Genomic DNA, 24,294 nt, shown 5'->3' with positions numbered 1-24,294 from the left:
AAGGTAACCAAGTTTAAAAAGCTGGAAGAAAGTATTCATAAACCACTTTACGATAAAATGCACGAAAAACTCACCCAAAACAAAGCCTATCATCGCAGGTTAGTTAAACGTCGAAGTTCTACAGTAGAACCAGTTTTAGGAACGTTGATTAACTTCTTTAACTTAAAACGAATCAACAGCAGAGGAATGGCACAAGCCAATAAACACGTTTTGATGTCAAGTTTATCTTACAACTTGAAGAAATATCTACGCTTTACAGTCAAAAAATCAAGTGTTTTAGCCCAAGTTGTTTCCCTAAAACAAGGGAAGAACTACGCTTCTACAAAATCACTCCTTCACTCCTTAAAAAGAGAGTTTTTAAGCAAACCTAATTTTACATTAATATATTTTTCTAAAAATAAACCTCGCTTAAAAAGGCTTAAACGAGGTCATATATTCTGTTTTTTACTGTAAATTGGAGTTGTGCAACAGTTACCGATGTTGTGTACAGTTTTCATGTGTTATTATTTATTTTTATGGGTCACATGGAATACGCCAGATTGGTTATAATATCATCTTCGGTTGGTGATTTGTTCCAATCATGGCTATTTCATCTCAAAATATCGATAACTGAGATTTTGTTGTAAACTCTTCAAGAAATTTCATCCCTTTATATGAATTTCCTTTTTCATTCAATTTCGGACTCCAAACTGCAATCGCATAATGATTTGGATGGATTGCAACAATCCCTCCTCCAACACCACTCTTTCCAGGAAGTCCAACTTTAAAGGCAAATTCTCCAGATTCGTCATATAAGCCACAAGTTTGCATTAGTGCATTTATTCTTTTGCATTGGCTTTTGGTAAGTATCGAATTGTTAGCAAATATGTTACAGCCATTGTTTGCTAAAAACAAAAATAATTCTGAAAGCTCTTTGCAATTCATTTCAAGAGAGCAAAGATCAAAATAGAAGTCAAGAACATCTGAGGGTTCATTTTCAATATTTCCAAAGGATTTAATGAAATTACATAATGCCACATTTCGAAATCCTACGCTTTTTTCTGAAGCAGCTATTTTGCGTGAATAGTTTAATTCTGAATTATTGGAAATGCTTCTAATAAAAGATAAAAATTCTTCTTTTGGGTTTTTCAGATTGCTAAGTAGAATATCTGAAATAACAATTGCTCCAGCATTTATAAAGGGATTTCGAGGTATGCCTTTATCTGCTTCAAGTTGAACTAGAGAATTAAATGCTGTTCCTGAAGGTTCTACTCCAAGTCTTGTCCAAATTTTCTCGCCAAGAATACTATATGCTAAGCTTAGTGAAAGTACTTTTGCAATACTCTGAATCGAAAATTTTTCGTTAAAATTGCCAATACCAAAATTAGTGTGGTCAATTGTTGATATAAATACTCCAAAACTTTCCGAATCAACGTTAACCAACTCAGGAATATAAGATGCCAATCGTCCTTTGTCATCTGTATTTTTAACCTCTTCATAGGTTGCCCTAACTATTTCTTCTAAATTCACCTCTTTTTTAATTTAATTGTACACAACGGTTTGGGTATTGCCGAAGGCGGGTATTTTTAGCACAAAAGTTCAATCGAAGGACAAAAGTTGAACTTTGCACAAATGTCAATTCGAAGCCGTTCAGCCACGCTTTTGGCAATGCCTTGTTAGCGGCTGGCATTTTCATTATTTTGGTTGTTTTTTAAGTAAAACGCTGTTTCACATAAATCCCTCATGTGTTTACTTAATTCTTCTGGATTAGAAATTAAATAATTGTAGTCTTGTACTGAAATGATTCTCTTAAAATAATCATATTTCAGAGTGGCACCATGAAATAATTTCGCTCTCATTATGCCTGCAATTTCAACAGCATCAATATTTGACAAATTATAATTTCTGACCGAATTATTGTGGTTTAAAGTTGGCGAATAATTATTCTTAGCAAAAAACGATTTTACATGTTTGCGAGATTCATGATTACTTTCTGTAATACTTTCTAGTACCATAAAATATCTGGCACATTTGTATATATGATTAGTCTCTTTGTTTGCGTCATGAAAAAGTGACAAGGAAAAATTTTGATTATCAATTATTTTTTCAGCGTTATTAATGAATGAAAGTTTCTCTTCTAAACTAATCCATAGTCTGTGCAATCTGTTATACTGAACTAATTCAGTTTTATACATAATTTTTTCATTCATTTTTACAACTTTAAAAAACTCAACGGGGGATTGACCTGATATTAAAGAAAGAAACAGTTTTGCTTTTTCAAGATGAACACTACATTCTTTCTCAAAATTTAATATGTTAGATTGCGATTCATTGGATTTATAAAGTATATAACAAACAGGAATATTATCGGAATAATCCTTATCAAATGTTTCAATATTAGATACTGCGTATTTATATTTGAATGTTTCAAAGAAATCCTTTATATAATCAATGTAGTGATTATGATACAAAGATTTCAATGGTACCAGAATTGTGTTATTATATATTTCTATTATTTCGTCGATTGATGGTCCATAAACTAATAGTCCAAAGTAGTTTTCTTCTTTAAGATAGTTTTCAATAATTTTCATCTTCGGTTAAATGCTTGCTGCTAACGGTTGACGGATTTGCGACAGTAAAAAATATAGCAACGAAGTTGCGTGTATTTTTTATTTAGCAAATTCGATGATGTACGCAGTTCGGAGCGATAGCGATGAAATGTGTACATTATCGGATGTAATCCGTCAACCGATGTGACGCGATTCGTAGCATAGCGGAGAATTGCGTCACATCGTTTTGGGTATTGCCGAAGGCGGGGAAATCGAAGCGGAAAGTTTCGATTTTGCACCGAGGCGAGCCAAAACGAATTTTTATGAGTTAAATTTAAAAATATAAAACGAATAAAATTCGTTTTTGGCGGAAAATTATGGTAGAACCTTGAATTTACCACTTTAGCCCCGCTTTTGGCAATACCTTGTTAGCTGTAGTTGCAATTTGCAAATTTTTTATCTAGTCTGTAAAATCACAATACCGCCTTTTAAATCTAAATGTGGAAATTTATCTTGATAATCATTTTTACTTAAGATTTTTATATTTTTTATTGAGTTCAAGTCAATTAAGACATTTGTTTTTAAATTCTCTGAACTTACAGGATATCCGTCAATGATAAGTAGACCAAATTCAGGAATACTCAAATTTTTAATAGTTTTATTTTTTAAGTTTTCAGATTCAATGATATTACTATTTCCGTTCGATTTTATATTAATAGTTTTATATTTTTTATTTTTTGTAATTCTGTTAACTTGTTCTTTACTCGAATAAAAATTTTTAAAATTTATTTTCAGTGTGTCAAAAAAGACAGAATAACCACTTTCTTGAAGTTTAACAATTCTAGTATGATTATATGTAATTGATCTACTTTTACAAGAAAATAAAATCAAAGCAAATATAATAGTGTAAAAAAGTTTTTTGATTTTCATTTAGTCGGTCTGATTTTGTGCAATTACAGCTAACGGGAAACGCATTGGCGAAGTGGCGGATAAATTGGACGAAAAGTTCAATTTAGCAGTAACGTAGCCGATGTGTTTCCACAGAAGCTAAATTATTAAAAAAAGCTGAATGTGGAACACATTCGGCGGAATAAAAAGCACAAAAGTTGAAGTTTGCACTTAACCCGCCATTTTGCCAATGCGATGTTATATGCCGTTTTTTCTATGTTATTTTATTGTTTCTCGCAGAAAATTTAGATAATCAGTCAATGTTTTCACAATGGTTTCTTTGTTGATGGTGTCGTTATCAGAACCTAACCAATTTTCTCTGTCAACAATTGCAACTGTCATATAGTTTCCACTTCCAAATCGGTCTGGTCGTCTGATATGATTAAGTCCAAAGTCATTTGCTTTAATCATAATGAGGTCGTGAAGTTGATTGCGGATTTCGCCTCTTGTCATATCTTCAGGAAGTTCTACTTCGTCAGGGTCGGTCGATATTTTGAAGCAAAGTTTTCCTTCTTCAAGTTGGATGTAAGCTGGATAATCGTTCCAATAATCCCAATTTAAAACAGCATTCCAAAATCCTCCATTTGGATTGTTTACATAACCCCAATCTACATAAATTTCTTTTTCGAGGAATTGAAAAAATCCTTGCCAATCATTACCGTTCCAGTCTTTTAAGATTTTAGTTTCAAATTCGTTGTTTGATTTTTCAATTCTTGTCAATCTTTCATAGAAATCAACGAAAATATTGTTTGTTGTTTCTTTAAATTGGTCAAGCAAGCTGATAAAGTCAATTCTGCTGAAAATTGAAAACCCTTGCTTCTGAATATTGTTTAGGCTTGTTTGGCTTTCGTTTCCTGTTTTTAGATAAATGCAAATCGGGTTTTCATAGTTATTATTTTCGCACCATTTTTCAGCAGTTTCTTTGTAACGAGCCAATTGGTTTGAGTGTTGGTTGCTATGTGTTTTGTCTTCGATAATGATTAAATATTTATCGTTTACCTCTGCCCAAACATCTATGTTTTCCCATTGTCTTCCAGCTTCAACTTTTGAGATTGTTTCGTTGAAGTTGGGGTTTTGTTTTTGAATTAGTTGAGTTACAAATGTTTTTCCACATTTGTTTAAATGTTGGTCTACTGATTGATAATTATCATCAGCAAATTGCAAAAGCCAAGTAATAAAAGCGTCTTGATTTAATTCTTTGGTTGCAATGTCAAAAATGTTTGGTCGCATATATGATTTAGTTTTAGGACAAAGGTTGATGTTTTCCTGTAGGACTTCGGCTACAAGTAAAAAAGGTTAGTGTACCCAAGTTTTTGTTTTGATAACCACAATGTTTGCAGGAATACATATCTTGTACTCCGCCTTCTAAGGGTTGATGTTTCTTTGTCGGACTTTTTGTACAAGTGAAAAAAGTCAATGTTCCTAAATTTTCATTTTCGTAACCACAATGCTTACAAATATATTTTTGTTTAGGTTTGGGCTGTGGTTTTTCAACTCTTTCTCTTGGTTGAGAGTTAGAGCTTGAACTATAAGAAGAATTTCCACCAGTAAAGAATTTGCGGACTTTGTTTAGAGCATATAAAACAAAACCAATTACTAATAAATAGCCAATCCAAGAATTGCCTTTCTTGTCGCTTGTTGAACTTTTATTTTGTGAGTTTGAAAGAAATTTAGTTGAAACATATCCTCTTGTTCCGTTGTTTAATTCAATTTCTGTCCAAGTTCCTTGAGTAGAGTAGGCGGTTACTTTTTCGCCTTGTGAAATTTTGTCGATTACTTCGTATTTAGTTCCCGCACCAGAGCGAACATTTAAAAGTTCTGTGTTTACATATTTTGTTTCCTGTGCGAAACTGAAAGTTGTGATTAAGAATAATCCAAAAGTTGTAATAATTTTTTTCATTAGCCGTTCCGTTTTTTTAGCCAATTTAGTTTTCAGCTTTTGCAAAAGTTGTTTCGTCTTACGTCAAACTATGTCGTAGTCGATATTTTCTTGCGTTGCGTTGTCCTAAAATGGCATATAACGGGAAACGTATTGCTGAAGTGCGGGCTTTTACACCTGAAATTTCTACTAAAAACTGCACGAAGCAAAAAATGTTTTCCGCTGACTAAATTAATAAAAAAATGGAGGCGGAAACATTTTTTGCGACTAAATTTCACAAAATTTTCAACGCAAGAGCCTTCAATCCCGCATTTTAGCAATACGATGTTAGGCGAAGTTATTTATTATTTTCTTTATTTTCAAGATGTTTTCACTGTTTTTACCATAATCAATCAAGGTTGTTGGTAATTGTGGCTTACTCGTAATTTCATACTCAAATTCATTAGTGCTTCCTTTTGTAATTTCAATGTTTTCGCCCCAAGAATATAAACTAATAGATGTTCTTATAATGATTTTGTCTGAAGTAAGGTTTATTGATTTGTATTTAGTTTTTAATTCATCAAATATTTCTTTTAAAGTTAATTTTGAAGTAAATGTTGATTTTTGATTAACTTTAAAGTCCAAGTCAGAGGCATTTCTTATTCCATTTTTTTTCATTTTAACCACTTGAAGTAATCCAAGAATTATGGTCATAAGAAGTCCAAAGATTAATGCTTTTATACTAATTTCTTTTATTTCAATTTTTTGATTTGAAAATAATTCTGGAATTACTAACATAAATCCAAATATTAATGCTGTGACAGTGAATATTTTTAATAAAAATTTAATTGTTGATTTCATTTTCTTATAATTTCGCCTAACGGTTTGGGTATTGCCGAAGGCGGGGAGTTTTAGCACCAAACTTCAATAGAAATACCAAAGTTCAAATATAGCAAAAATGTTCAATATAATTCCTTCAGCCCCGCTTTTGGCAATACCTTGTTACCTGCTGCCCTAATTTTTTATTAGGTTTTGTCAAGTTTTGTTTTGTCAAGTTGTCATAAAATGTTAATTTTGCAACCTCAATGAAAAAAACAACGCAAATATCTTCTCAAGTTACTCCGCCTTAATGGTTGGTTAATTGCTGTTTTTTCCCAATTCCTTTTATTGGTTTCTTTCGTGTACCCGAAATGCTGATTTTCGGTGCAAATTACATTTTATAAATTTTTACAATACAAATATCTTATGCAGAAAATTATCAATTTGTTTGATTTCAAACAAAAAGTAGATTACAAAACCGAAATTTTATCAGGTATTACCGTTGCTTTGGCTTTAGTTCCAGAAGCAGTTGCGTTTGCCTTAATTGCAGGACTTTCTCCGCTTGTGGGTCTTTATGCCGCTTTTATGATGGGCTTGGTTACGTCCATTTTAGGCGGTCGTCCCGGAATGATTTCGGGTGCAACTGGTGCAATAGCAGTAGTCATAGTTGTTTTAGCAAAAACGCACGGTGTGGAATACGTTTTTGCCACCGTTATTTTGGCAGGAATTATTCAAATGTTAGCAGGATTTTTAAAGTTAGGAAAACTTATCCGTTTGGTTCCGCATCCTGTTATTTTTGGTTTTGTGAATGGTTTAGCCATCATTATTTTTATGTCGCAGTTAGACCAATTCAAAGATGTTTCGGGCAATTGGCTCACAGGTTCAAATATGTATATTCTCTTGGCTTTGGTGGGTTTAACAATGCTTATTATTTGGGGATTGCCTAAAATTACAAAAGCTGTTCCCGCTTCCCTTACTGCTATTTTAGTGGTTTTTGGGTTGGTTTATTTTTTAAAATTGGATACCAAAACTGTTGGCGATATTGCTTCTATAAAAGGTGGATTTCCGCCGTTTCATATTCCTCAAATTCCTTTTAATTTAGAAACACTTCAAATCATTTTTCCGTATGCGGCTATTGTTGCAGGGGTTGGTTTGATTGAAAGTTTATTGACCTTGAATATTATTGATGAAATTACTGAAACAAGAGGACATAGCAATAGAGAAGCAGTGGCACAAGGAACGGCTAATATTTTATCGGGTTTCTTTTCAGGAATGGGCGGTTGTGCAATGCTTGGACAAAGCTTAATTAATGTATCCAGTGGAGCAAGAGCGAGATTATCTGGAATTATTGCATCTGTGGCTCTTTTAGTATTTATAATGTTTGGTAGTAGTTTAATTGAAAAAGTTCCGATGGCTGCACTTACTGGACTTATGATTATGGTAGCGATAGGTACGTTTGAATGGGCAAGTATCCGTATTATTAATAAAATGCCACGACACGACATTTTTGTAGGTATGTTAGTTGCTTTAGTTACTGTGTTGCTACACAATCTCGCATTGGCAGTTTTAATAGGAGTTATTATTTCAGCATTAGTTTTTGCTTGGGAAAGTGCTAAAAGAATACGTGCCAGAAAATACATTGACGATAAAGGAGTAAAGCATTACGAAATATTTGGTCCACTTTTCTTTGGTTCAACTACAGCTTTTACAGAAAAATTTGATGTAATTGGTGACCCCGAAGAAATAATTATTGATTTTAAGGAAAGTAAAGTGGTAGATATGTCAGCAATAGAAGCGTTGAACGTTTTGACACATCGTTATGCTAAGCAAAATAAAAAAGTACATTTGAAGCATCTAAGCGAAGACTGTCGACAATTATTGAAAAATGCAGAAAGTGTTATCGAAGTAAATATCATTGAAGACCCAACTTATAAAGTGATGTTAGATAAATAATTTTTTTTAGCGACTTTTCGAGGTCGCTTTCTTGTTGCGTAGTGTTTGGAAAGGGTTGCAGGTAACGTTTCGGGGCTTGGCGTCAGTGGCGGAAATTGAAGCGAAAAGTTTCAATTTAGCGACACAGTAAGCAAAAGCCAATTAATTGAATAAATTTAATAAAAAAGTCAATATAATTGGCTTTTTGCGGAATAGAAAGCCGAAACTTCAAATTTTGCCTTAACCCGCCATTGCGCCAAGCCTTTGTTAGCGGTAGTTTTTTCTTATTTCGTGTAGGATTTCGTTCAGTTTTGTTTCAATATTTAGTTCGTCAAATAGTTTCTCCGATAAATTTAATGAGTTTTCAAAAGCTAAAATTATGTTTTTAGGATTTAAATCCGATGTTATTGTTTTATACGCAGAATACCAAGTCATATCAATATCCTTTTCAAGACTTTTAGTCGGACTTTCCCAATGTTGGGTTTTGTTTATTCTTGCTCTAATAAGCCAGAGCAAATATTTCTGAACGTTTGATAAACTATGATGAGCGTGAGCAAATTCCTCTCTCTTAATTAAGTTACTTGTTGTCAGTACAACATTCAGTAATGATTGACTTAACCACAAGATGTTTTCATTTGTTATTCTTTCGGGCGATTTCGTTTTGATTTGATTAAGCGTTTTCGTTAAATGTCCGTCTTTGTCGATTAGGTTCATTTGGTCAAAATCGCTAAATGTAACTATTCCGTCCCAAGATTTGATAATTTCAATTTCCTCTGTTTTTAAAAAATGAAATTCTCCTCTGACCAAATTCTCAAAAATAGCAACTTCGGTTCCATATTCATTTATAAAATATAAAGCCACAGGATGAATTTGATTTACCCATTTTTCTGCTGAGAAATTTTCTTTATTTTTTACAAAGATGTAAAATTCGATGTCAGAATATTTGTCTCCTTCGTTTTTGGTAAATGAACCATACATAAAAACAGCGGAAATATTTTCGTCTTGTTGAGCTATAGATTTTGTTTTGTTAATCATTTGTAACTGTGTCATTTTTTCTAATTTTTAAAAGTTAATAATAGAAAATTCCATTACTTTTTGAAAGCAATGAAAAGGTTTAAGTTTATATATTTTGGACAGTTACTTATAGCTTCATCGGATTATATTTTTTTATGTTCAACATTCTGTTTGGTAAAATTACCGCTAACATTGTTTTTTCACGAAACTGATCTAGCATTTGTTTCGTAAAAAAACAGCTATATCCGCATTTCGTAAAATTAAAAACAAATATAATTATTTTTTTGTAAATTAGATACTTATAAAAATAAAATTCATGTATCACGAAGTAATTTGATGTAAAATGTAATAATGAATGTATGGATAGCGAAACAATTCTAAAAACGTTGCAAAATCGATTAAAATTACAACGATATGCAAACAATACCATAAAATCGTATTGTGGTTACGCTCAAGTTTTCTTAGAGCAGATGGAAAAATACAATAGATTAGATGAAATTCCTATTTCAGAAATCGAATTGTTTATCAATACAAAAGTAACTCAAGAAAATATCAGTGTTTCCTATCAACGTTCTTTGGTTGGGGCAATTAAAAAAGTATTTGAATTAGTTGAAAATCAGAAAATCGAATTAAATTATCTTTATCCGAAACGAAAAGTTAATAAATTACCAACTTTCTTTTCTCAAGAAGAAGTACGAAATTTATTAAATGCAACAGAAAATTTAAAACATAAAGCTATTCTTACCATAATCTATAGCTGTGGATTGCGACTAAGCGAATTGATAAATTTAAAAATTGCAGATATAAAATCGGAAAGTGATTTACTTCTTATTCGTCAAAGTAAAGGTAACAAAGATCGAATAGTAGCTTTGCCAGATAAACTTTTGTTATTATTGAGAGAATATTATAAGGTTTATCAACCTAAAGACTTTTTGTTTGAAGGGGCTAAAGGGAATCAATACAGCGAAAGGAGCGTCCAATTAATTTTAAAAAATGCTATGAGTAAAGCTGGTGTTTTATCAAAAGGCAGCGTACATACTTTAAGACATTCATATGCTACTCATCTTATAAAAAGTGGAATTGATGTACGTGTAGTTCAAGAATTATTAGGTCATAACGACATTAGAACTACCATGATTTATACGCACATTACAGATATTGATAAAAAATCGACACCAAGTCCTTTAGATTTTTTGTGATAATTTGTAAAATCTAACACATTATTTTATCTCAACAATCTTCACCACCTCACTTTTCAATACTTTAGTGCCTGCCTCATTATAAGTTTGCTCTACAGTCACTTTAATTTTATCATATTTAGGAGTTGGAAAATCTAACAATTCTCCAATGTTTTTATATCCAAATGCTTTTGCCAAAAGAGTTATGTGACGGGTGCTATATTTATGTCGCTGTGTATAAGATTCAACATTACTAACAAAGCTTCTAGCAACCCCCATTTTTAGGCTTAGTTCATCTTTAGTTATCCTATTAACTTTTCTGAGATTTTTCACATGATTAATTAAATCAAAATCAAATTGTGTAGTTTCAAATTCGAATATTTTATTCATTTAACTAAAAATAATCACCCAACATATTGGGTTTTAATTAAAATTGTTTATATTTGTATAAGCGAATTGATAATTAGACTTTTAATAGTCATAATTAAAACGATGAATCTCGAATCGAAACGACCAATTTTACCTCGAGAGTTTCGTGAAATCGCTCCATGTCTCAAAAGTTTTGTACTTTCGTAATACGGCATGGGCGGTTTTCACATATGCTTTAGGGGTAACTTTTAAACTTTCGAGTTTATAAGCTGGGTTTGGTCGCCCACGGTACTAAAGTGTGAAGCCGCCTTGCTTTTTTTGCAAGTATTTCTTCATACACGAGAAACATCGTTCCATAAAACCCAACACAAAATGAGAACGAAACAATTTCAATTCATCCGTAAAAAACCTCCAGACAAAGTCTGTTCGTTTTTTCCATTCTTTTAAAGAACAATTCTCCGTTTTATAACATTTAACGGAACGTAAAGAAAAGGTTCCCCTTTCTTTACTCGCTCTCTATCAGAGCCTCGGTAATGAGACTTTGACAGCTAGGTTATACTTTTATTTTTCGCACATTAAAAGTAAACCCTTTATTGCCATTTTCCAAATTTATTGGGGCTACTACCTGATTTAAGTTGTAAGTAATGAGTTATAAGTAATGAGTTAAATGTATGATGTACAGATTAGATGTTAGATATGAGAATTGAGATTTTAGAGTTGTACTATGTAAAAAGTAGAATGTATTATGTATTTGAAAAAGGATTAAAAAAATGTCATATGATTTGGAGGCGAGTGTCAAAAAGTTGAAGAAAATGGTTAAAATGTTTTACTATTTGCGTAGCAAATGATTTAAAACATTCAATGGCTGAAACTTATTTTGACCGTCGAAAATCAAAGACAAGAGTTTTTTGATTACTTTTTTGCTCTCTTCCCCGAAGGGCATGTGAATACCTATAATTAAAATAGATATGCTATGAATAAAAAAGTGATAGAAAGTATTTTACATTCGTTTTTTCCTTGATGAAAAAACGAACAAAAAAAATCAAGACCGCGATTTTCGACGTTCAATTACCATTTCACGCACTAAAAAGATTAAATGTTTCGCATACGCTCACTAATCTTTTTTACGCTTGTTTCAATGGATTGAAGCTCGTCTGCAAATCGTATGTCGACTCTAAAATCCGTTGTTAAAAGTGATAACGAATTTGAATATTAAAAAAGGATTAAGAAACTGGCATTAAAACTCTCACGTTAAGAAAATGTTTGAGTACAACGTTAAAAAGATATTAGCCCATAGTTTTTTTTAAATCTTTAGTGGAGTGAAAACATTTTGAGTAGAGAGGTTTACGGCCAAGAGTTTTTTGATTACTTTTTTGCTCTCTTCCCCGAAGGGCATGTGAATACCGATAATTAAAATAGATATGCTATGAATAAAAAAGTGATAGAAAGATTTCTCAATACCCCGAAATGACATATTGGATACGGTTCTGCACTTCGAATGCCTCAGTGCCCGTTTTAAAAAAGGATTTGAGTATTGAAAAAAGAGTTAAAAATCCGACGATTTAGAATCGAAATGCAATTCAACTCTAAATTATTGGAATAAAAAAGTTGAGGTGTTTGAACGAAGTGAGTTATCAACTTTATGGAAATAATTTATTTAGTTGAATCATTGAGAGACTACTGTCGGCATCTTTTTTTGTTTCGTTTTTTGGATGAGCAAAAAAATGAAAGTAAAGAACAAATTTGAAATAAAAAACAAAAAACCCTTTTCCAAAAACAAAGTTGGCGCGATGTACAGGAAAAAGAGTGACTTTTAAAACTAATGTTGAATTTAAAAACTATGTAAAAACGTAGAACGTCATACGTATCACGTAAAACATAAATAAAACCACCTTTATTATGCTAGAAAAAGAATTTGAATTATTAAAAAAAGGTAATTCTACTGCCTTCGAACGTATTTATGTCAGGTACAATAAACGAATCTTTTGGTTTGGTAAACAAATAATTGAGGATGAATTTGTAGTAGAATGCTTGGTACAAGATGCATTTCTAAAATTATGGGAATATCGCGAAAAGATGGAATCTCCTGATCATATCTTTTTCTTTTTAAGGTTTGTAATGAAATACAGTTGCTATTCGCATTATGCTAAACCGAAGAATAAGTTTTTTAGAACTGTAAGTTCACTAGAAAGTTATGAGAATTATCAAAGTTATTTGGCTGGATATGATCCCGCAGATAACATTCAAAACCTAAACGAACAAGAAACACAACAGCACTATTTTGATCAAATTATAAAAGTATTACCCTTATTAAGTGCTGAAAGAAAGCATTTGATTGAACTCTGTTTAAAACATGGATTTCAATACAAAGCGATTGCTAAAGCAATGGGAAGAGGAATCACTGAAACGAGTAACGAAATTAAACATGCTATTGATGATCTTAAGAAGATTTTAAGTCACCAAGATAAATTAATTATTAAAACCAAAACAGTCTCTACAGCAGAGAAGGAAAATCAAATATCTGAAACACAATCGTTGATTTTAAAACTTCGATGTAAGCATAAACAATCTTTTTCAACAATAGCTTCAGCATTACAATTGTCTCAAAAAGAGGTACACAATGAATTTATAGTCGCTTATAAATTCACTCAACAAAACAAAGTTCAATCCCTAAACTATTGATCATGGAAAAATCTACTTTAATACTCACTCGAAAAATACAAATACTTATCGATTTACCAACTCAAGAAGAACGCAAAGAGGCATTAGACAAGCTTTATAGATGGCAAAACAGATGTTTTAAAGCCGCTAATTTGATTGTTTCTCATTTGTATTTACAAGAAATGATGAAAGATTTTTTGTACCTCTCTGAAGGTGTTAAATATAAATTAATGGACGAGAAGAAAGATGCAGAGGGTATATTAAAAAATTCGCAAATGAGTACCACTTATCGTGTGCTATCAGACCGTTTTAAAGGTGAAATTCCAACCAATATATTATCTTGTTTAAATAATAGACTCCACAGTTCATACAACAAAGATTCTCAAAGATATTGGAAAGGAGAAGCTTCGTTAAAAAACTTCAAACGAGATATGGCATTTCCTTTTGGAGCAGAAAGTATACGTAGCTTCTCTTACAATCCTGAGAAAAAATGTTTTTGTTTTCGGTTGTTTCAACTTCCATTCAAAACCTATTTGGGAAAAGATTTTACAAGTAATAAAAGGTTATTGGAACAAGTGGTAAGCGGAGAAATTAAACTTTGTACATCACAAATAAAGTTAGAAAAAAGTAAAATATTTTGGTTAGCTGTTGTTGAGATCGAAAAAGAAAATCATCAATTACAACCCGAAATTATTGCAGAAGCTTCCCTCTCTTTAGAATATCCGTTGGTTGTAAAAATAGGAAAATCTCGGCTTACTATAGGAACCAAAGAAGAGTTTCTATACCGAAGGTTAGCGATACAAGCGTCCCGTAAACGAATACAAATTGGGGCAACTTATGCAAAATCGGGCAAAGGAAAAACGAGGAAACTAAAAGCGCTAGATAAAATGAGTCAAGTAGAAAAAAATTATGTGCATCATCGACTACATGTTTACAGCAGAAAGTTAATTGATTTTTGTGTAAATAATAAAGCAGGAACACTTATTTTAATGGATCAAGAAGAAAAGATAGAGCTGGCCAAAGAAGAAGATTTTGTACTGAGAAATTGGAGTTATTATAAACTGATGACCAAAATAAAATATAAGGCAGATAAAGCAGGAATTGAGCTTATAACAGCTTAAAAATATAATTTTTGAGGGTGATTGTACACCCGTAAGGTGAGGTTGATAATAAACACTCACTAAATATAAACAACATATATAACGCAAGGGCCAATTTTTTTTTCATCTACAGATACTTGCTAGATACTCCCAACATAAAGGCAGGATGAAGGCAACATAGTGGCAGTAGAATGTATGTAAAAGATTTTTGTAGTTCAGGGGTTGTAATAATTGCCAAGTTGTTTTTTATACAAAAAAATGTTTAGTGGAAAACAAAAGGATATCATTTTTAAAGTTTCAATGAATTTAAACTCGTCATTTGAGCAATGATAATCTTTAAATCTCATTTAAAAAAGTAGATTTTAGTGTTGTACTATGTAATATTTATAATGTATTAAGTAAAATCCATTATGTATTTGTGAGAGGCTGGAATTTTCAAGGCTTCGAAATAACACAAAATCACTTTTTGAATACAAATATAAAATGAAGTAGATTACCAAAATAACCTTTGAGAATCATTTAAATCGTAAGAACACATGACCAAAAACAGTATTTCCACTTGATATTCAGCACAATGACCAAGACGATTCAAACCTCTAAAATAAGTATCATTTGATGCTATTCTGAAATAAACTCAGAATGATAAAATCCGTAAAACGTTAAGCGTAGAACGTAAAACTTAATAAAACCTATGTTTCTATTGTGGTTAGAATATTCATTTTTTATTCGGTATTCTTCTTGATGGGGCACAACAACGATGTAAAATTAACCCTTAGACAAGCAAATTAACTAGAAGTGACGAATAATGAACCTAATTGGTTATCCATTAACCTAAATGGAGGTTGTATGCACTAAAATGCATTTTTTCTGTATCGGTTGTGTATCCTCGCTGTATCGATTCCGTATCCATTGTATATCCATTGCGTATGGTTTGTTCGGTGCTCGTGTATCGAAAGGTTGATTACCATTTAGACAAAAAAAGTAACTATTCAACTAAAAAAGTCAATTTATTACATAAATGAGACGCAACAATTTATTTCTTCAAAATCTTAAAACTATGTTGATTCGAATTTATTTTAACGAAATAAACGCCAGAAGTAAGATGTTCTAAATTTATCTGCGAAACAGCTGTTCGAAACTTCTTTTCATAGACCTGTATTCCTGTTTCGTTATATATAGAAATTGTAGGTTGTTTTAAAATCTGCGAAAAATGAAGGTTTCTCTTTACTGGATTTGGGTACACTTGCAAAGTTGAAATAGTATGATCTGTTGTAGTCAACTTCTCTTGTGCTTGAGAAAAATGTAATAAAGTCGCCAAAGCTCCTTTCGCTACTTCTGTCAAATAATTCAAATCTAAATTAGCTATTATATCTTGAGCAGTATGTGCATAAGGTGTTTCATTCTTTTCGAAAAGTCCAGTTATTGGATAACCAACTGCCTGAAAAGGCATATAATCGGAACTATAAGCATTCGAAATTTCAGTTTTTAGAGTTGTATACAAGGGAAAAATATTCGACATTTGATTAGTCAAATCAGAAGAAGCTGCATTATTTGATGTTGGATTACTTTCATCTTGCTCACAAACAATTGTTGAATTTACTTTATTCGCCACTCCTCCTACCTCATCAATATTCAGAACAGCTTTAATGTTTAAATTCTGAGGAACTGCAATTTGATTGACATATGTCTGACTTCCTATTAAACCGCGTTCTTCTCCTGTAAAATGAATAAACTTGATCGAATAATCAGTATCGATATCTTTAATTAATCGAGCAATTTCTAATAAAGTAACCGTTCCCGATCCATTATCATTCGCTCCTGGTCCATTTAATGTATCATAATGACCATCGATGATAATAAATTCATCAGGATATTTTTTTCCAATTTTTGTTATGATCAAATTATTTCCAACATTTCCAAAAACATTAACTGATTGTTGCTCTATAGTGGCATAACCATATGTTGTATAATAAGATTTCAACCATGTAAATGTATTTTCATGAGCTGACGAACCAACAGTTTTAATTCCGAAATCTTGAAATTTTTGTAGCTTTTGATGAACAGAATCATATTTAACTTGATCTACTATCGATTGATAAAACGGATTTAACTCTTGTGCAGTCGCATTAATAGAAAAAACAAATAATGGTAGAAATATATACTTCATATTCTCTAAATTAATTAATCAACAGTAAAACGTAAAAGATTAAAAATTATTCAAAATAGTTTTTAATTCTTCGATACTTTCTGTTGCTTTTTTCTTGATATGCGTAATAGATGAATTGGTATAGGTATCTGATGGATCGATATAGATAATTGGGACATTTGTTTTTGCATAATCTTTGAGCGAAGCAGCTGGATACACTTGCATCGATGTTCCAATAATTACCAAAATATCTGCCTTTAAAACCTCATCAATCGCATTTTCTATTTCCGGAACCATTTCGCCAAACCACACAATATGCGGACGAAGTTGATTTCCATCTTCAGCCAAATCTCCAAGTTTGATATCTTTATTCCAATCAATAATTTGATTCTCATCTTTTTCGCTTCGCGCTTTTCTCAATTCGCCATGCAAATGAATTATTTTAGAAGAACCTGCTCTTTCATGCAAATCGTCTACATTTTGAGTGATAATTACAACTTCAAAATCATTTTCTAACTCTTTCAAGAAATGATGCGCAGTATTGGGTTCAACATCGAATAATTGTTTTCGACGTTGATTATAGAATTCTTGAACCAATTTTGGGTTTCTTTGATAACCTTCAATCGAAGCGACTTCCATAATATCATGATTTTCCCACAAACCATTGGCATCTCGAAAAGTTGAAATTCCACTTTCAGCACTAATTCCAGCTCCCGTTAAAACAATTAGCTTCTTTTTCATTTCGAATGTATTAATTGAAGTAAATATAACTTTATAAAACAACAAAACTCCATTTCTATAAAGGGAGTTTTGTTGTTTTATTTTATTTTTTTTAATTCATCTAATTTGACTAGACACATAATACTAAATGTTGCAAACATGGTCAACGTAAGAATTGCTGCATTAATTATCATAAGCTTTGTTTTTGGGTTATTGATTTGAATTAAAGTTACTTCAAATCATTTCTTTCGAAAAGTATTTCATTAAGAAATATCGACTTAACTCTCTTATTTTTAATGAATAAACTTTAACCTCAAGGCATAAAAAAACCTCAATTGGGAACAACTGAGGCCTTTCTCTACTAAAACTTAAGTACCATGAAAACTCAACTAACTTATATAAAGACTAGTACTTACTCTAGAATCATCAAATGATATACCAAATTATATTTCAACATATTAAAAATAAAAAAGCAGTCAATAAATTGACTGCTTTAAATAATTTGTATTTAAAATATACTTAGAAAGTGTATTTATTTTCTTTGATTAACAAATCTGCAATTTCAGTTTTTAAGTTAACTACGTTTGGATATTCGTTGTAACGTGTAAATCTTCTTAAACCAGATAACATCATGCGTTGCTCATCTCCTTCTGTGAAAGAAACGATACCGCGAGTAGCTTCTGTTTTAATAATTTCTACCGATTTGAATAATTGTAATTGAACTAATTTTTCTGCATTCTTCGCCGCATCAGCACCTTTTACATTTGCAATTTTTTCTGCACGTAACATCGCCGATTCAACCATATAAATTTCTTGCATAATACGAGAAGCAGCAATAATCAACTGTTGGTGTTGCTCTAATTCTGCACCAAACTTTTGCAAAGCAGAACCCGCAACCATAAAGAACGATTTCTTAAGATTTGCAATGATTTCTTTTTCTTGCGCAAATAATTCTGAATAATCTGGAACATCAAACGATGGAATAGACATTAATTCATTTGCAACATTCATTGCAGGAGACATTAAATCTAATTTTCCTTTGAATGCTCGTTTTACTAACATCGATACACATAATAAGGTATTGATTTCGTTTGTTCCTTCGTAAATTCTAGAAATACGTGCATCTCTCCAAGCTGCTTCCATTGGCATTTCTTTCGAATATCCCATTCCTCCGTAAATCTGAATCCCTTGATCCGCAGAAATTTGAGCAGCATCAGAAATCCAAACTTTTAAGATAGAAGCTTCAATTGCATATTCTTCGATACCTTTTAATTCCGCTTCGTTATGAGGCATTCCTTTTGCAATATTATCTTCGATTGCATCTTGCACATCCTTCGCTGCACGATAAGCACCAGCTTCTGAAGTAAACGCAGAAACAGCCATATCAGCTAATTTCTCTTTAATCGCACCAAATGTATTGATTGATGTATTGAATTGTTTACGTTCTGAAGAATATTGTAACGAATAATCTAAAATACGACGTTGCGCATCTAAACATGCTGCTCCTAATTTGATACGACCAACATTCAAGGCATTCATCGCAATTTTGAATCCTCCGTCTCTTTCTCCTAAAAGATTTTCAACCGGAACACGAACTTCATTAAAGAAAACTTGACGTGTTGATGAAGAAACAATTCCTAATTTATCTTCTTCTTCTCCTAATGAGAATCCAGCACCAGCTTTATCTTTTTCTACAATGAAACCTGTGATATTTTTATCATCATCAATACGTGCAAAAACAATGAATAAATCAGCAAAACCTGCATTTGTAATCCACATTTTTTGACCTGTGATGATATATTCTTTACCATCTTCTGATAAAACAGCTTTTGTTTTTCCTGAATTTGCATCAGAACCTGCTTCCGGCTCTGTTAAACAGTAAGATGCAAACCACTCTCCTGTTGCTAATTTTGGTAAATATTTTTGTTTTTGCTCTTCTGTTCCGTACAATAAAATTGGCATTGTTCCAATTCCAGTATGTGCTCCAAAAGCTGTCGCTAACGAACCTGTTGCTCCTGAAATATAGTCACACACTAACATTGTTGTAACGAATCCCATTCCCATTCCACCATATTCTTCTGGAACAGAAATCCCTAATAAACCTAATTCACCAATTTTACGCATTAATTCTTCAATCAACGCATAATCTTTTTTCTCAATTTGGTGTTTTTTAGGCACTACTTCTTTATCAATAAACTCTTTTGCAGATTGCAAAATCATTTGTTGTTCTTCTGATAAATCTTCGTAAGTGAAAATATCATTGTAAGAGGCATCTTTAATTAAATATTGACCTCCGATTAATCTATTTGGATTTGTAGACATATTTTTTTGTTGTTTAGATATTAGATTTTAAAATTGAGAAGTTAGATAAATTTGAAATCTATCATCTAACCTCTCAATTCTATATATTATTTTAGATATTCGAAAATTGAAGCTGCTCCTTGTCCTGTACCAACACACATGGTTACCATTCCATATTTCGCTTTACGCGCTTCCATTTCATGTAACAATTGCACGGTTAATTTCGTACCCGAACATCCAAGTGGATGCCCTAAAGCAATTGCACCTCCGTTTACATTGACGATATCAGGATTAAGATTCAACTCGCGCATAATTGCAACTGATTGAGAAGCGAAAGCTTCATTCAATTCGATTAACTGAATATCTTCTAATTTCATTCCTGCTTGTTCTAACGCTTTTGGAATTGCAAACAAAGGTCCCATTCCCATAATACGAGGTGCTAAACCTACCGTAGAATATGCAACTAAGCGTGCAACTGGCTCAAGACCTAATTCTTTCACCATATCTTCTGACATTACCATAACGAAAGCTGCTCCGTCCGACATTTGAGAAGAGTTACCTGCTGTAACTGAACCTCCTTGCGCAAAAACAGGACGTAATTTTGCTAAACCTTCGATAGATGTATCAGCACGTGGTCCTTCGTCCACTTTAAAATCAATTTTCTTTGTTTGAACTTTTTCTTTATCATCTAAGAAACTGTATTCAACATCAATTGGAACGATTTGAGATGCAAATTTTCCTTCAGCATTTGCTTTTAATGCTTTTTGATGCGAATTGAATGCAAATAAATCTTGATCCTCACGAGACACTTTAAATTCTTTTGCTACTTCTTCAGCTGTTAATCCCATTCCCCAATAATAATCTGGATGATCTTTCGCTAAATCTGTTTCTGGAATTGGTTTGTAACCTCCCATCGGAATATACGACATCGATTCTGCACCACCTGCGATGATACATTCTGCCATTCCCGTTCTAATTTTAGCAGCTGCCAACGCAATTGCTTCTGATCCTGATGCACAGTAACGGTTTACTGTAACACCTGGAACTTTGTCTGTGTCTAATCCCATTAATGAGATAAGACGTGCCATATTCAATCCTTGTTCTGCCTCTGGCATTGCACATCCAACGATTAGATCGTCGATACGTGTTGGATCTAAAGTTGGATAATCTTGCATTAAGCGCTTGATTACTGTAGCTGCCATTTCATCTGGACGTGTAAAACGCAATGTTCCTTTTGGCGCTTTTCCTACAGCTGTTCTATATCCTGTAACTATATATGCTTGTTTCATTTTTTTTAAGTATTATTAGATTGTACAATGTAAAATGTATGATGTACAAAGTATTTAATTATAGTTCTGAATTAATTTGACCAACATATTCTGTATATGTTTTAAATCTTTTAATAAATTATCCGAAATCTCTACTTGAATAAATTCTAAATCTCTTGCTAAAATAATTTGACATTCCAATTCGAAAGACGAACCTAAAGCTATATTGAGAAAATTAATAAATTGAGCATTCGAATTTCGACCAGCACCTTCTGCAATATTTGAAGCTATCGATACGCAAGCTCTTCTTGATTGAGAGGTCAAACCATAAATCTCACTTTTAGGATAATTTGAAGTAATCTCATAAAACCTTTTCGTAAAATTCATTGTTTTTTGCCAAACGATTAACTCTTTAAAATCATGCATAAATACTTTTTACATGTTACTTTTTACTTAATACAAATATTAATTACGCAACGGTTTACCTGTTTTTAACATATGCTGAATTCGCTCTAATGTTTTTCTTTCTCCACAAAGAGATAAGAATGTTTCGCGCTCTAAGTCTAACAAGTATTGTTCTGAAACATAAGTTGATTCAGATAAATTACCACCTGTCATTACATATCCTAATTTATTCGCAATTAAACGATCATGATCCGAAGCAAAACGTCCAGCAACCATAGAGTCTGTTCCGACATAGAACATTCCCATCGCTTCTTTTCCTAACACTTCTACTTTACGTTGAATTGGTTGTGTGTAACCTGCTTCTGCCAAAATAATTGCATGTTTCTTCGCTTCTGCAATTTGACGTTCTGCATTTACCACTACAATATCTTGCTCACGAATAATTCCCATATTCTTAGCTTCATAAGCTGAAGTTGCTACTTTCGCAGTTGCGATATTCATGAAATTATCGCGCAAATGATTTACTTTTACATCATCTTTTAAAGCGAATTCAGTTGCACGGCGCGCAAATTCTTTCGAACCTCCACCACCTGGGATTAATCCAACTCCAACCTCAACCAAACCAATGTAAGTTTCGGCAGCAGCTACAATTTTATCCGCATGCATCGACATTTCGCAACCTCCACCAAGCGTCATTCCGTGAGGAGCAACAACAACTGGAATAGATGAATAACGAACACGTATCATCGTATCCTGGAACATTTTGATTGCCATATTCAATTCCCACCAATCTTGTTCTGCAGCCATCATCATAATCATGGCTAAATTAGCACCAACAGAGAAATTATCTCCTTGGTTACCAATTACAACTCCACGATAATCTTTTTCTGCTAACTCGATTCCTTTATTGATTCCTTGTAAAACTCCTCCTCCAAGAGAATTCATTTTAGAACGGAACTCAATATTGATGATTCCATCTCCTAAATCTTGAATAGATGTTTCTTGGTTTGACCAGATTTCATTTGTTTTTCTAATGTTATCTAAAATAATAAATGCATCTTGACCTGGAATTAATTCGAATTGCTTTGATGATTGATTATAGAATAATTTCTTACCATTTTCGATTTTATAAAAAGAATTTGCACCAGTTGCGGCCAATTCTTTCACCCAATCCGAAACCTTGAAACCTTCTGATTCTACTAATTGAATTCCGTTTTGTAACCCAACCAAGTCCCATGTTTCAAATGGACCATATTTCCAAGCGTAACCTGTTTTTAAAGCGTCATCAATTGGATAAAGTACATCTGTAATTTCTGGAACACGTTGAGAAACGTAAGCGAATAATGAAGCAAAATGTTTGCGAATCAATTCTCCAGCCTTACCAGAATCTTTCAATAAAATACCTAATTTATTACGCATAGATCCTGCATTTTTAGCAGTTTCTACAGCTGTAACTTTTGCGCGTTCCATTGGACGATACTCTAACGTATCAAGATTTAAGGCAAAACGATTGGTATTCCCTTCTTTATCAATTTCTTTATAATAGAAGCCTTTTTTTGTTTTATCTCCTAAGAATTTATTTTCGATTAAGAAATCCAAGAATTTTGAATCTTTCAAACCTTGGATCATTTCGTCATTTGGCGCATTTTGCTGTAAACCTTTTGTTACATTATATGCAGTATCCAAACCAACCAAATCACCCAATTTGAATGTTCCCGTTTTCGGGCGACCCAAAATAGAACCTGTCAAAGTATCAACTTCTTCAATCGTTAATCCAATTTCTTGCGCCAATTCCATCACTTTCGCCATCGAGTAAACTCCTACTCTATTCCCGATAAAACCTGGCGTATCTTTACATAAAACTGGTGTTTTACCTAAAAATAAAGATGCATAGTTTTGGAAAAACTCAACAACAGATTTATCTGTTTGAGGAGTTGGGATAATTTCGAATAATTTTAAGTAACGTGGCGGATTGAAGAAATGCGTTCCGCAGAAATGTTTCTGAAAATCATCTGAACGACCTTCAGCCATCAAATGAATTGGAATACCAGAAGTATTAGAAGTGACTAAAGTTCCTGGTTTACGGAAGTTATCTACACGCTCAAAAATAGATTGTTTAATATCCAATCTTTCGATCACAACCTCTATTACCCAATCCGAGTTTTTAATCTTCTCGAAATCATCATCAAAATTCCCTACAGTTATACGAGAAGCAAATGCTTTGTCATAAATTGGTGAAGGATTGCTTTTTAAAGCAGCATCTAAGTGAGTTTGAGCAGTTCTGTTACGAACTACTTTACTCTCTAAAGTAAGTCCTTTCGCTTGCTCTTGTGGTGTAAGCTCGCGAGGAACCATATCTAACATCAAGACTTCGACTCCGATATTTGCAAAATGACATGCAATACCAGAACCCATCACTCCTGATCCTAATACAGTTACGTGTTTAACGTGTCTTCTCATAATTGTTTTTAAATATTTTTTTGTCCGATATTAATTGGTTAATCTTATAAATCACTTCCAAGAAAATTTGCATTTTCTCTGGTTCGATGTGATTATTAATTGATTCATTAAATTGCAAAACAAAATGTTTTGAAATATCTCTCATTCTTAATCCTTCTTCAGTCAAAGTGATCAACACACTTCTCCCATCTTCTGGATTTGGTTTTCGAACGATAAAATTTCTTGCTTCTAAGTTTTTTAATGTTCTCGACAAGCTTGTTGGCTCTATTCCCATCTTTGGTCCTAGCGACGTACTTGGCGTACCTCCTTTCGGATCTATTGATAATAATGTAAAGGCATACACCATTGTAGAATCGTAAGCACCTGCTTGCTCATTATACATTTTCTGAACTGACAACCATGTTGAACGCAATAAATAATCTATCGTTAAATCTTCTCTTAACATATTTTAGTGTATGTCTAACAAATATAATCTTTTTTTATTATGCAAGCATAATAAAGTTTTAAAATTTAATTTTGTTTAACAAATAATGATTCAATTTACTATTTCTCAATGAAATGTAACTTTAAATTATGATTAATAAAAT

20 protein-coding genes are annotated in these 24,294 nt (G+C 32.4%); 5 read left to right on the top strand and 15 right to left on the bottom strand.

The window, feature by feature from the left end; all coding sequences use genetic code 11:
• A partial coding sequence (locus B3578_RS02500; RefSeq protein WP_291046861.1) for a transposase occupies positions 1-453 on the top strand: 453 nt, incomplete at its 5' end.
• A 141-nt stretch (positions 454-594) separates the two neighbouring features.
• Here the strand turns inward: B3578_RS02500 and B3578_RS02495 are convergent.
• From B3578_RS02495 to B3578_RS02470, 6 genes are all read right to left on the bottom strand, one after another.
• Complete coding sequence (locus tag B3578_RS02495) at positions 595-1,509, bottom strand: glutaminase (protein WP_065722182.1); 915 nt, start codon at positions 1,507-1,509, stop codon at positions 595-597.
• Between the two features lie 146 nt (positions 1,510-1,655).
• Positions 1,656-2,570, bottom strand: coding sequence for a hypothetical protein (locus tag B3578_RS02490; RefSeq protein ID WP_291046857.1), 915 nt, complete (start codon positions 2,568-2,570; stop codon positions 1,656-1,658).
• A 414-nt stretch (positions 2,571-2,984) separates the two neighbouring features.
• Positions 2,985-3,458 carry a hypothetical protein gene (locus tag B3578_RS02485; protein WP_291046856.1) on the bottom strand — a complete coding sequence of 158 codons (474 nt, stop codon included), beginning with the start codon at positions 3,456-3,458 and terminating at the stop codon, positions 2,985-2,987.
• Positions 3,459-3,695: 237 nt separating this feature from the next.
• Positions 3,696-4,706 (bottom strand): PD-(D/E)XK nuclease family protein, encoded by a 1,011-nt coding sequence (locus B3578_RS02480; RefSeq protein ID WP_291046854.1) that lies wholly within the window; start codon positions 4,704-4,706, stop codon positions 3,696-3,698.
• Positions 4,707-4,719: 13 nt separating this feature from the next.
• The gene (locus B3578_RS02475; RefSeq protein WP_291046852.1) at positions 4,720-5,376 is read right to left on the bottom strand and encodes an SH3 domain-containing protein; all 657 of its coding nucleotides are present in this window, start codon (positions 5,374-5,376) and stop codon (positions 4,720-4,722) included.
• Between the two features lie 306 nt (positions 5,377-5,682).
• Complete coding sequence (locus tag B3578_RS02470) at positions 5,683-6,195, bottom strand: hypothetical protein (protein ID WP_291046850.1); 513 nt, start codon at positions 6,193-6,195, stop codon at positions 5,683-5,685.
• Between the two features lie 384 nt (positions 6,196-6,579).
• Between B3578_RS02470 and B3578_RS02465 the strand changes: the two genes are divergently transcribed.
• Positions 6,580-8,106, top strand: a complete 1,527-nt coding sequence (locus B3578_RS02465) for a SulP family inorganic anion transporter (RefSeq protein ID WP_115000917.1) — start codon at positions 6,580-6,582, stop codon at positions 8,104-8,106.
• A gap of 246 nt (positions 8,107-8,352) precedes the next feature.
• Here B3578_RS02465 and lnu(H) read toward each other — a convergent pair whose 3' ends face one another.
• Entirely contained in the window at positions 8,353-9,135 is a 783-nt protein-coding gene (gene lnu(H), locus B3578_RS02460) for a lincosamide nucleotidyltransferase Lnu(H) (RefSeq protein ID WP_026726551.1), read from the bottom strand.
• A gap of 323 nt (positions 9,136-9,458) precedes the next feature.
• On the opposite strand from lnu(H), the gene B3578_RS02455 reads away from it, so the two are divergent.
• The gene (locus B3578_RS02455) at positions 9,459-10,298 is read left to right on the top strand and encodes a tyrosine-type recombinase/integrase (protein WP_291046846.1); all 840 of its coding nucleotides are present in this window, start codon (positions 9,459-9,461) and stop codon (positions 10,296-10,298) included.
• A 21-nt stretch (positions 10,299-10,319) separates the two neighbouring features.
• Here B3578_RS02455 and B3578_RS02450 read toward each other — a convergent pair whose 3' ends face one another.
• Complete coding sequence (locus B3578_RS02450) at positions 10,320-10,667, bottom strand: helix-turn-helix domain-containing protein (RefSeq protein ID WP_291046845.1); 348 nt, start codon at positions 10,665-10,667, stop codon at positions 10,320-10,322.
• A 1,878-nt stretch (positions 10,668-12,545) separates the two neighbouring features.
• On the opposite strand from B3578_RS02450, the gene B3578_RS02445 reads away from it, so the two are divergent.
• Both B3578_RS02445 and B3578_RS02440 read left to right on the top strand, forming a co-directional pair.
• On the top strand, positions 12,546-13,328 hold the full coding sequence (locus tag B3578_RS02445) for an RNA polymerase sigma factor (RefSeq protein WP_225542675.1): 783 nt from the start codon (positions 12,546-12,548) through the stop codon (positions 13,326-13,328).
• Positions 13,329-13,330: 2 nt separating this feature from the next.
• Positions 13,331-14,428 (top strand): hypothetical protein, encoded by a 1,098-nt coding sequence (locus tag B3578_RS02440; RefSeq protein WP_125350260.1) that lies wholly within the window; start codon positions 13,331-13,333, stop codon positions 14,426-14,428.
• A gap of 1,012 nt (positions 14,429-15,440) precedes the next feature.
• Here the strand turns inward: B3578_RS02440 and B3578_RS02435 are convergent.
• From B3578_RS02435 to B3578_RS02405, 7 genes are all read right to left on the bottom strand, one after another.
• On the bottom strand, positions 15,441-16,574 hold the full coding sequence (locus B3578_RS02435; RefSeq protein WP_291046844.1) for a M28 family peptidase: 1,134 nt from the start codon (positions 16,572-16,574) through the stop codon (positions 15,441-15,443).
• A gap of 39 nt (positions 16,575-16,613) precedes the next feature.
• Positions 16,614-17,294, bottom strand: a complete 681-nt coding sequence (locus B3578_RS02430; protein WP_280037613.1) for an SIR2 family NAD-dependent protein deacylase — start codon at positions 17,292-17,294, stop codon at positions 16,614-16,616.
• Between the two features lie 498 nt (positions 17,295-17,792).
• Positions 17,793-19,595: an acyl-CoA dehydrogenase family protein gene (locus B3578_RS02425; protein ID WP_291046843.1), complete on the bottom strand. Its 1,803-nt coding sequence runs from the start codon at positions 19,593-19,595 to the stop codon at positions 17,793-17,795.
• Positions 19,596-19,681: 86 nt separating this feature from the next.
• On the bottom strand, positions 19,682-20,863 hold the full coding sequence (locus B3578_RS02420; RefSeq protein WP_286496101.1) for an acetyl-CoA C-acyltransferase: 1,182 nt from the start codon (positions 20,861-20,863) through the stop codon (positions 19,682-19,684).
• Positions 20,864-20,917: 54 nt separating this feature from the next.
• Positions 20,918-21,268 (bottom strand): four helix bundle protein, encoded by a 351-nt coding sequence (locus B3578_RS02415; protein ID WP_114999168.1) that lies wholly within the window; start codon positions 21,266-21,268, stop codon positions 20,918-20,920.
• 39 nt (positions 21,269-21,307) lie between these two features.
• Entirely contained in the window at positions 21,308-23,707 is a 2,400-nt protein-coding gene (locus tag B3578_RS02410) for a 3-hydroxyacyl-CoA dehydrogenase/enoyl-CoA hydratase family protein (protein ID WP_291046842.1), read from the bottom strand.
• Positions 23,691-24,152: a MarR family winged helix-turn-helix transcriptional regulator gene (locus tag B3578_RS02405; protein ID WP_019976592.1), complete on the bottom strand. Its 462-nt coding sequence runs from the start codon at positions 24,150-24,152 to the stop codon at positions 23,691-23,693. The genes B3578_RS02410 and B3578_RS02405 overlap by 17 nt, the downstream gene beginning before the upstream one ends.
• Positions 24,153-24,294: the final 142 nt, after the last annotated feature.

It is taken from the genome of Empedobacter sp. UBA1574, from assembly GCF_002322895.1.
GTDB classification, from domain to species: Bacteria; Bacteroidota; Bacteroidia; order Flavobacteriales; family Weeksellaceae; genus Empedobacter; species Empedobacter falsenii_B.
Note: the sequence above shows the minus strand (reverse complement) of the source record. Positions and strands in the feature narration are given on the sequence as shown.

What these genes read in the sequence shown, in the direction of transcription:
- B3578_RS02470 (WP_291046850.1), bottom strand. Translation starts at nt 6,195, where the DNA reads ATGAAATCAACAATTAAATTTTTATTAAAAATATTCACTGTCACAGCA.
- B3578_RS02435 (WP_291046844.1), bottom strand. Translation starts at nt 16,574, where the DNA reads ATGAAGTATATATTTCTACCATTATTTGTTTTTTCTATTAATGCGACT.
- B3578_RS02485 (WP_291046856.1), bottom strand. Translation starts at nt 3,458, where the DNA reads ATGAAAATCAAAAAACTTTTTTACACTATTATATTTGCTTTGATTTTA.
- B3578_RS02405 (WP_019976592.1), bottom strand. Translation starts at nt 24,152, where the DNA reads ATGTTAAGAGAAGATTTAACGATAGATTATTTATTGCGTTCAACATGG.
- B3578_RS02415 (WP_114999168.1), bottom strand. Translation starts at nt 21,268, where the DNA reads ATGCATGATTTTAAAGAGTTAATCGTTTGGCAAAAAACAATGAATTTT.
- B3578_RS02440 (WP_125350260.1), top strand. Translation starts at nt 13,331, where the DNA reads ATGGAAAAATCTACTTTAATACTCACTCGAAAAATACAAATACTTATC.
- B3578_RS02430 (WP_280037613.1), bottom strand. Translation starts at nt 17,294, where the DNA reads ATGAAAAAGAAGCTAATTGTTTTAACGGGAGCTGGAATTAGTGCTGAA.
- B3578_RS02480 (WP_291046854.1), bottom strand. Translation starts at nt 4,706, where the DNA reads ATGCGACCAAACATTTTTGACATTGCAACCAAAGAATTAAATCAAGAC.
- B3578_RS02450 (WP_291046845.1), bottom strand. Translation starts at nt 10,667, where the DNA reads ATGAATAAAATATTCGAATTTGAAACTACACAATTTGATTTTGATTTA.
- B3578_RS02410 (WP_291046842.1), bottom strand. Translation starts at nt 23,707, where the DNA reads ATGAGAAGACACGTTAAACACGTAACTGTATTAGGATCAGGAGTGATG.
- B3578_RS02465 (WP_115000917.1), top strand. Translation starts at nt 6,580, where the DNA reads ATGCAGAAAATTATCAATTTGTTTGATTTCAAACAAAAAGTAGATTAC.
- B3578_RS02490 (WP_291046857.1), bottom strand. Translation starts at nt 2,570, where the DNA reads ATGAAAATTATTGAAAACTATCTTAAAGAAGAAAACTACTTTGGACTA.
- B3578_RS02425 (WP_291046843.1), bottom strand. Translation starts at nt 19,595, where the DNA reads ATGTCTACAAATCCAAATAGATTAATCGGAGGTCAATATTTAATTAAA.
- B3578_RS02420 (WP_286496101.1), bottom strand. Translation starts at nt 20,863, where the DNA reads ATGAAACAAGCATATATAGTTACAGGATATAGAACAGCTGTAGGAAAA.
- B3578_RS02445 (WP_225542675.1), top strand. Translation starts at nt 12,546, where the DNA reads ATGCTAGAAAAAGAATTTGAATTATTAAAAAAAGGTAATTCTACTGCC.
- B3578_RS02455 (WP_291046846.1), top strand. Translation starts at nt 9,459, where the DNA reads ATGGATAGCGAAACAATTCTAAAAACGTTGCAAAATCGATTAAAATTA.
- B3578_RS02475 (WP_291046852.1), bottom strand. Translation starts at nt 5,376, where the DNA reads ATGAAAAAAATTATTACAACTTTTGGATTATTCTTAATCACAACTTTC.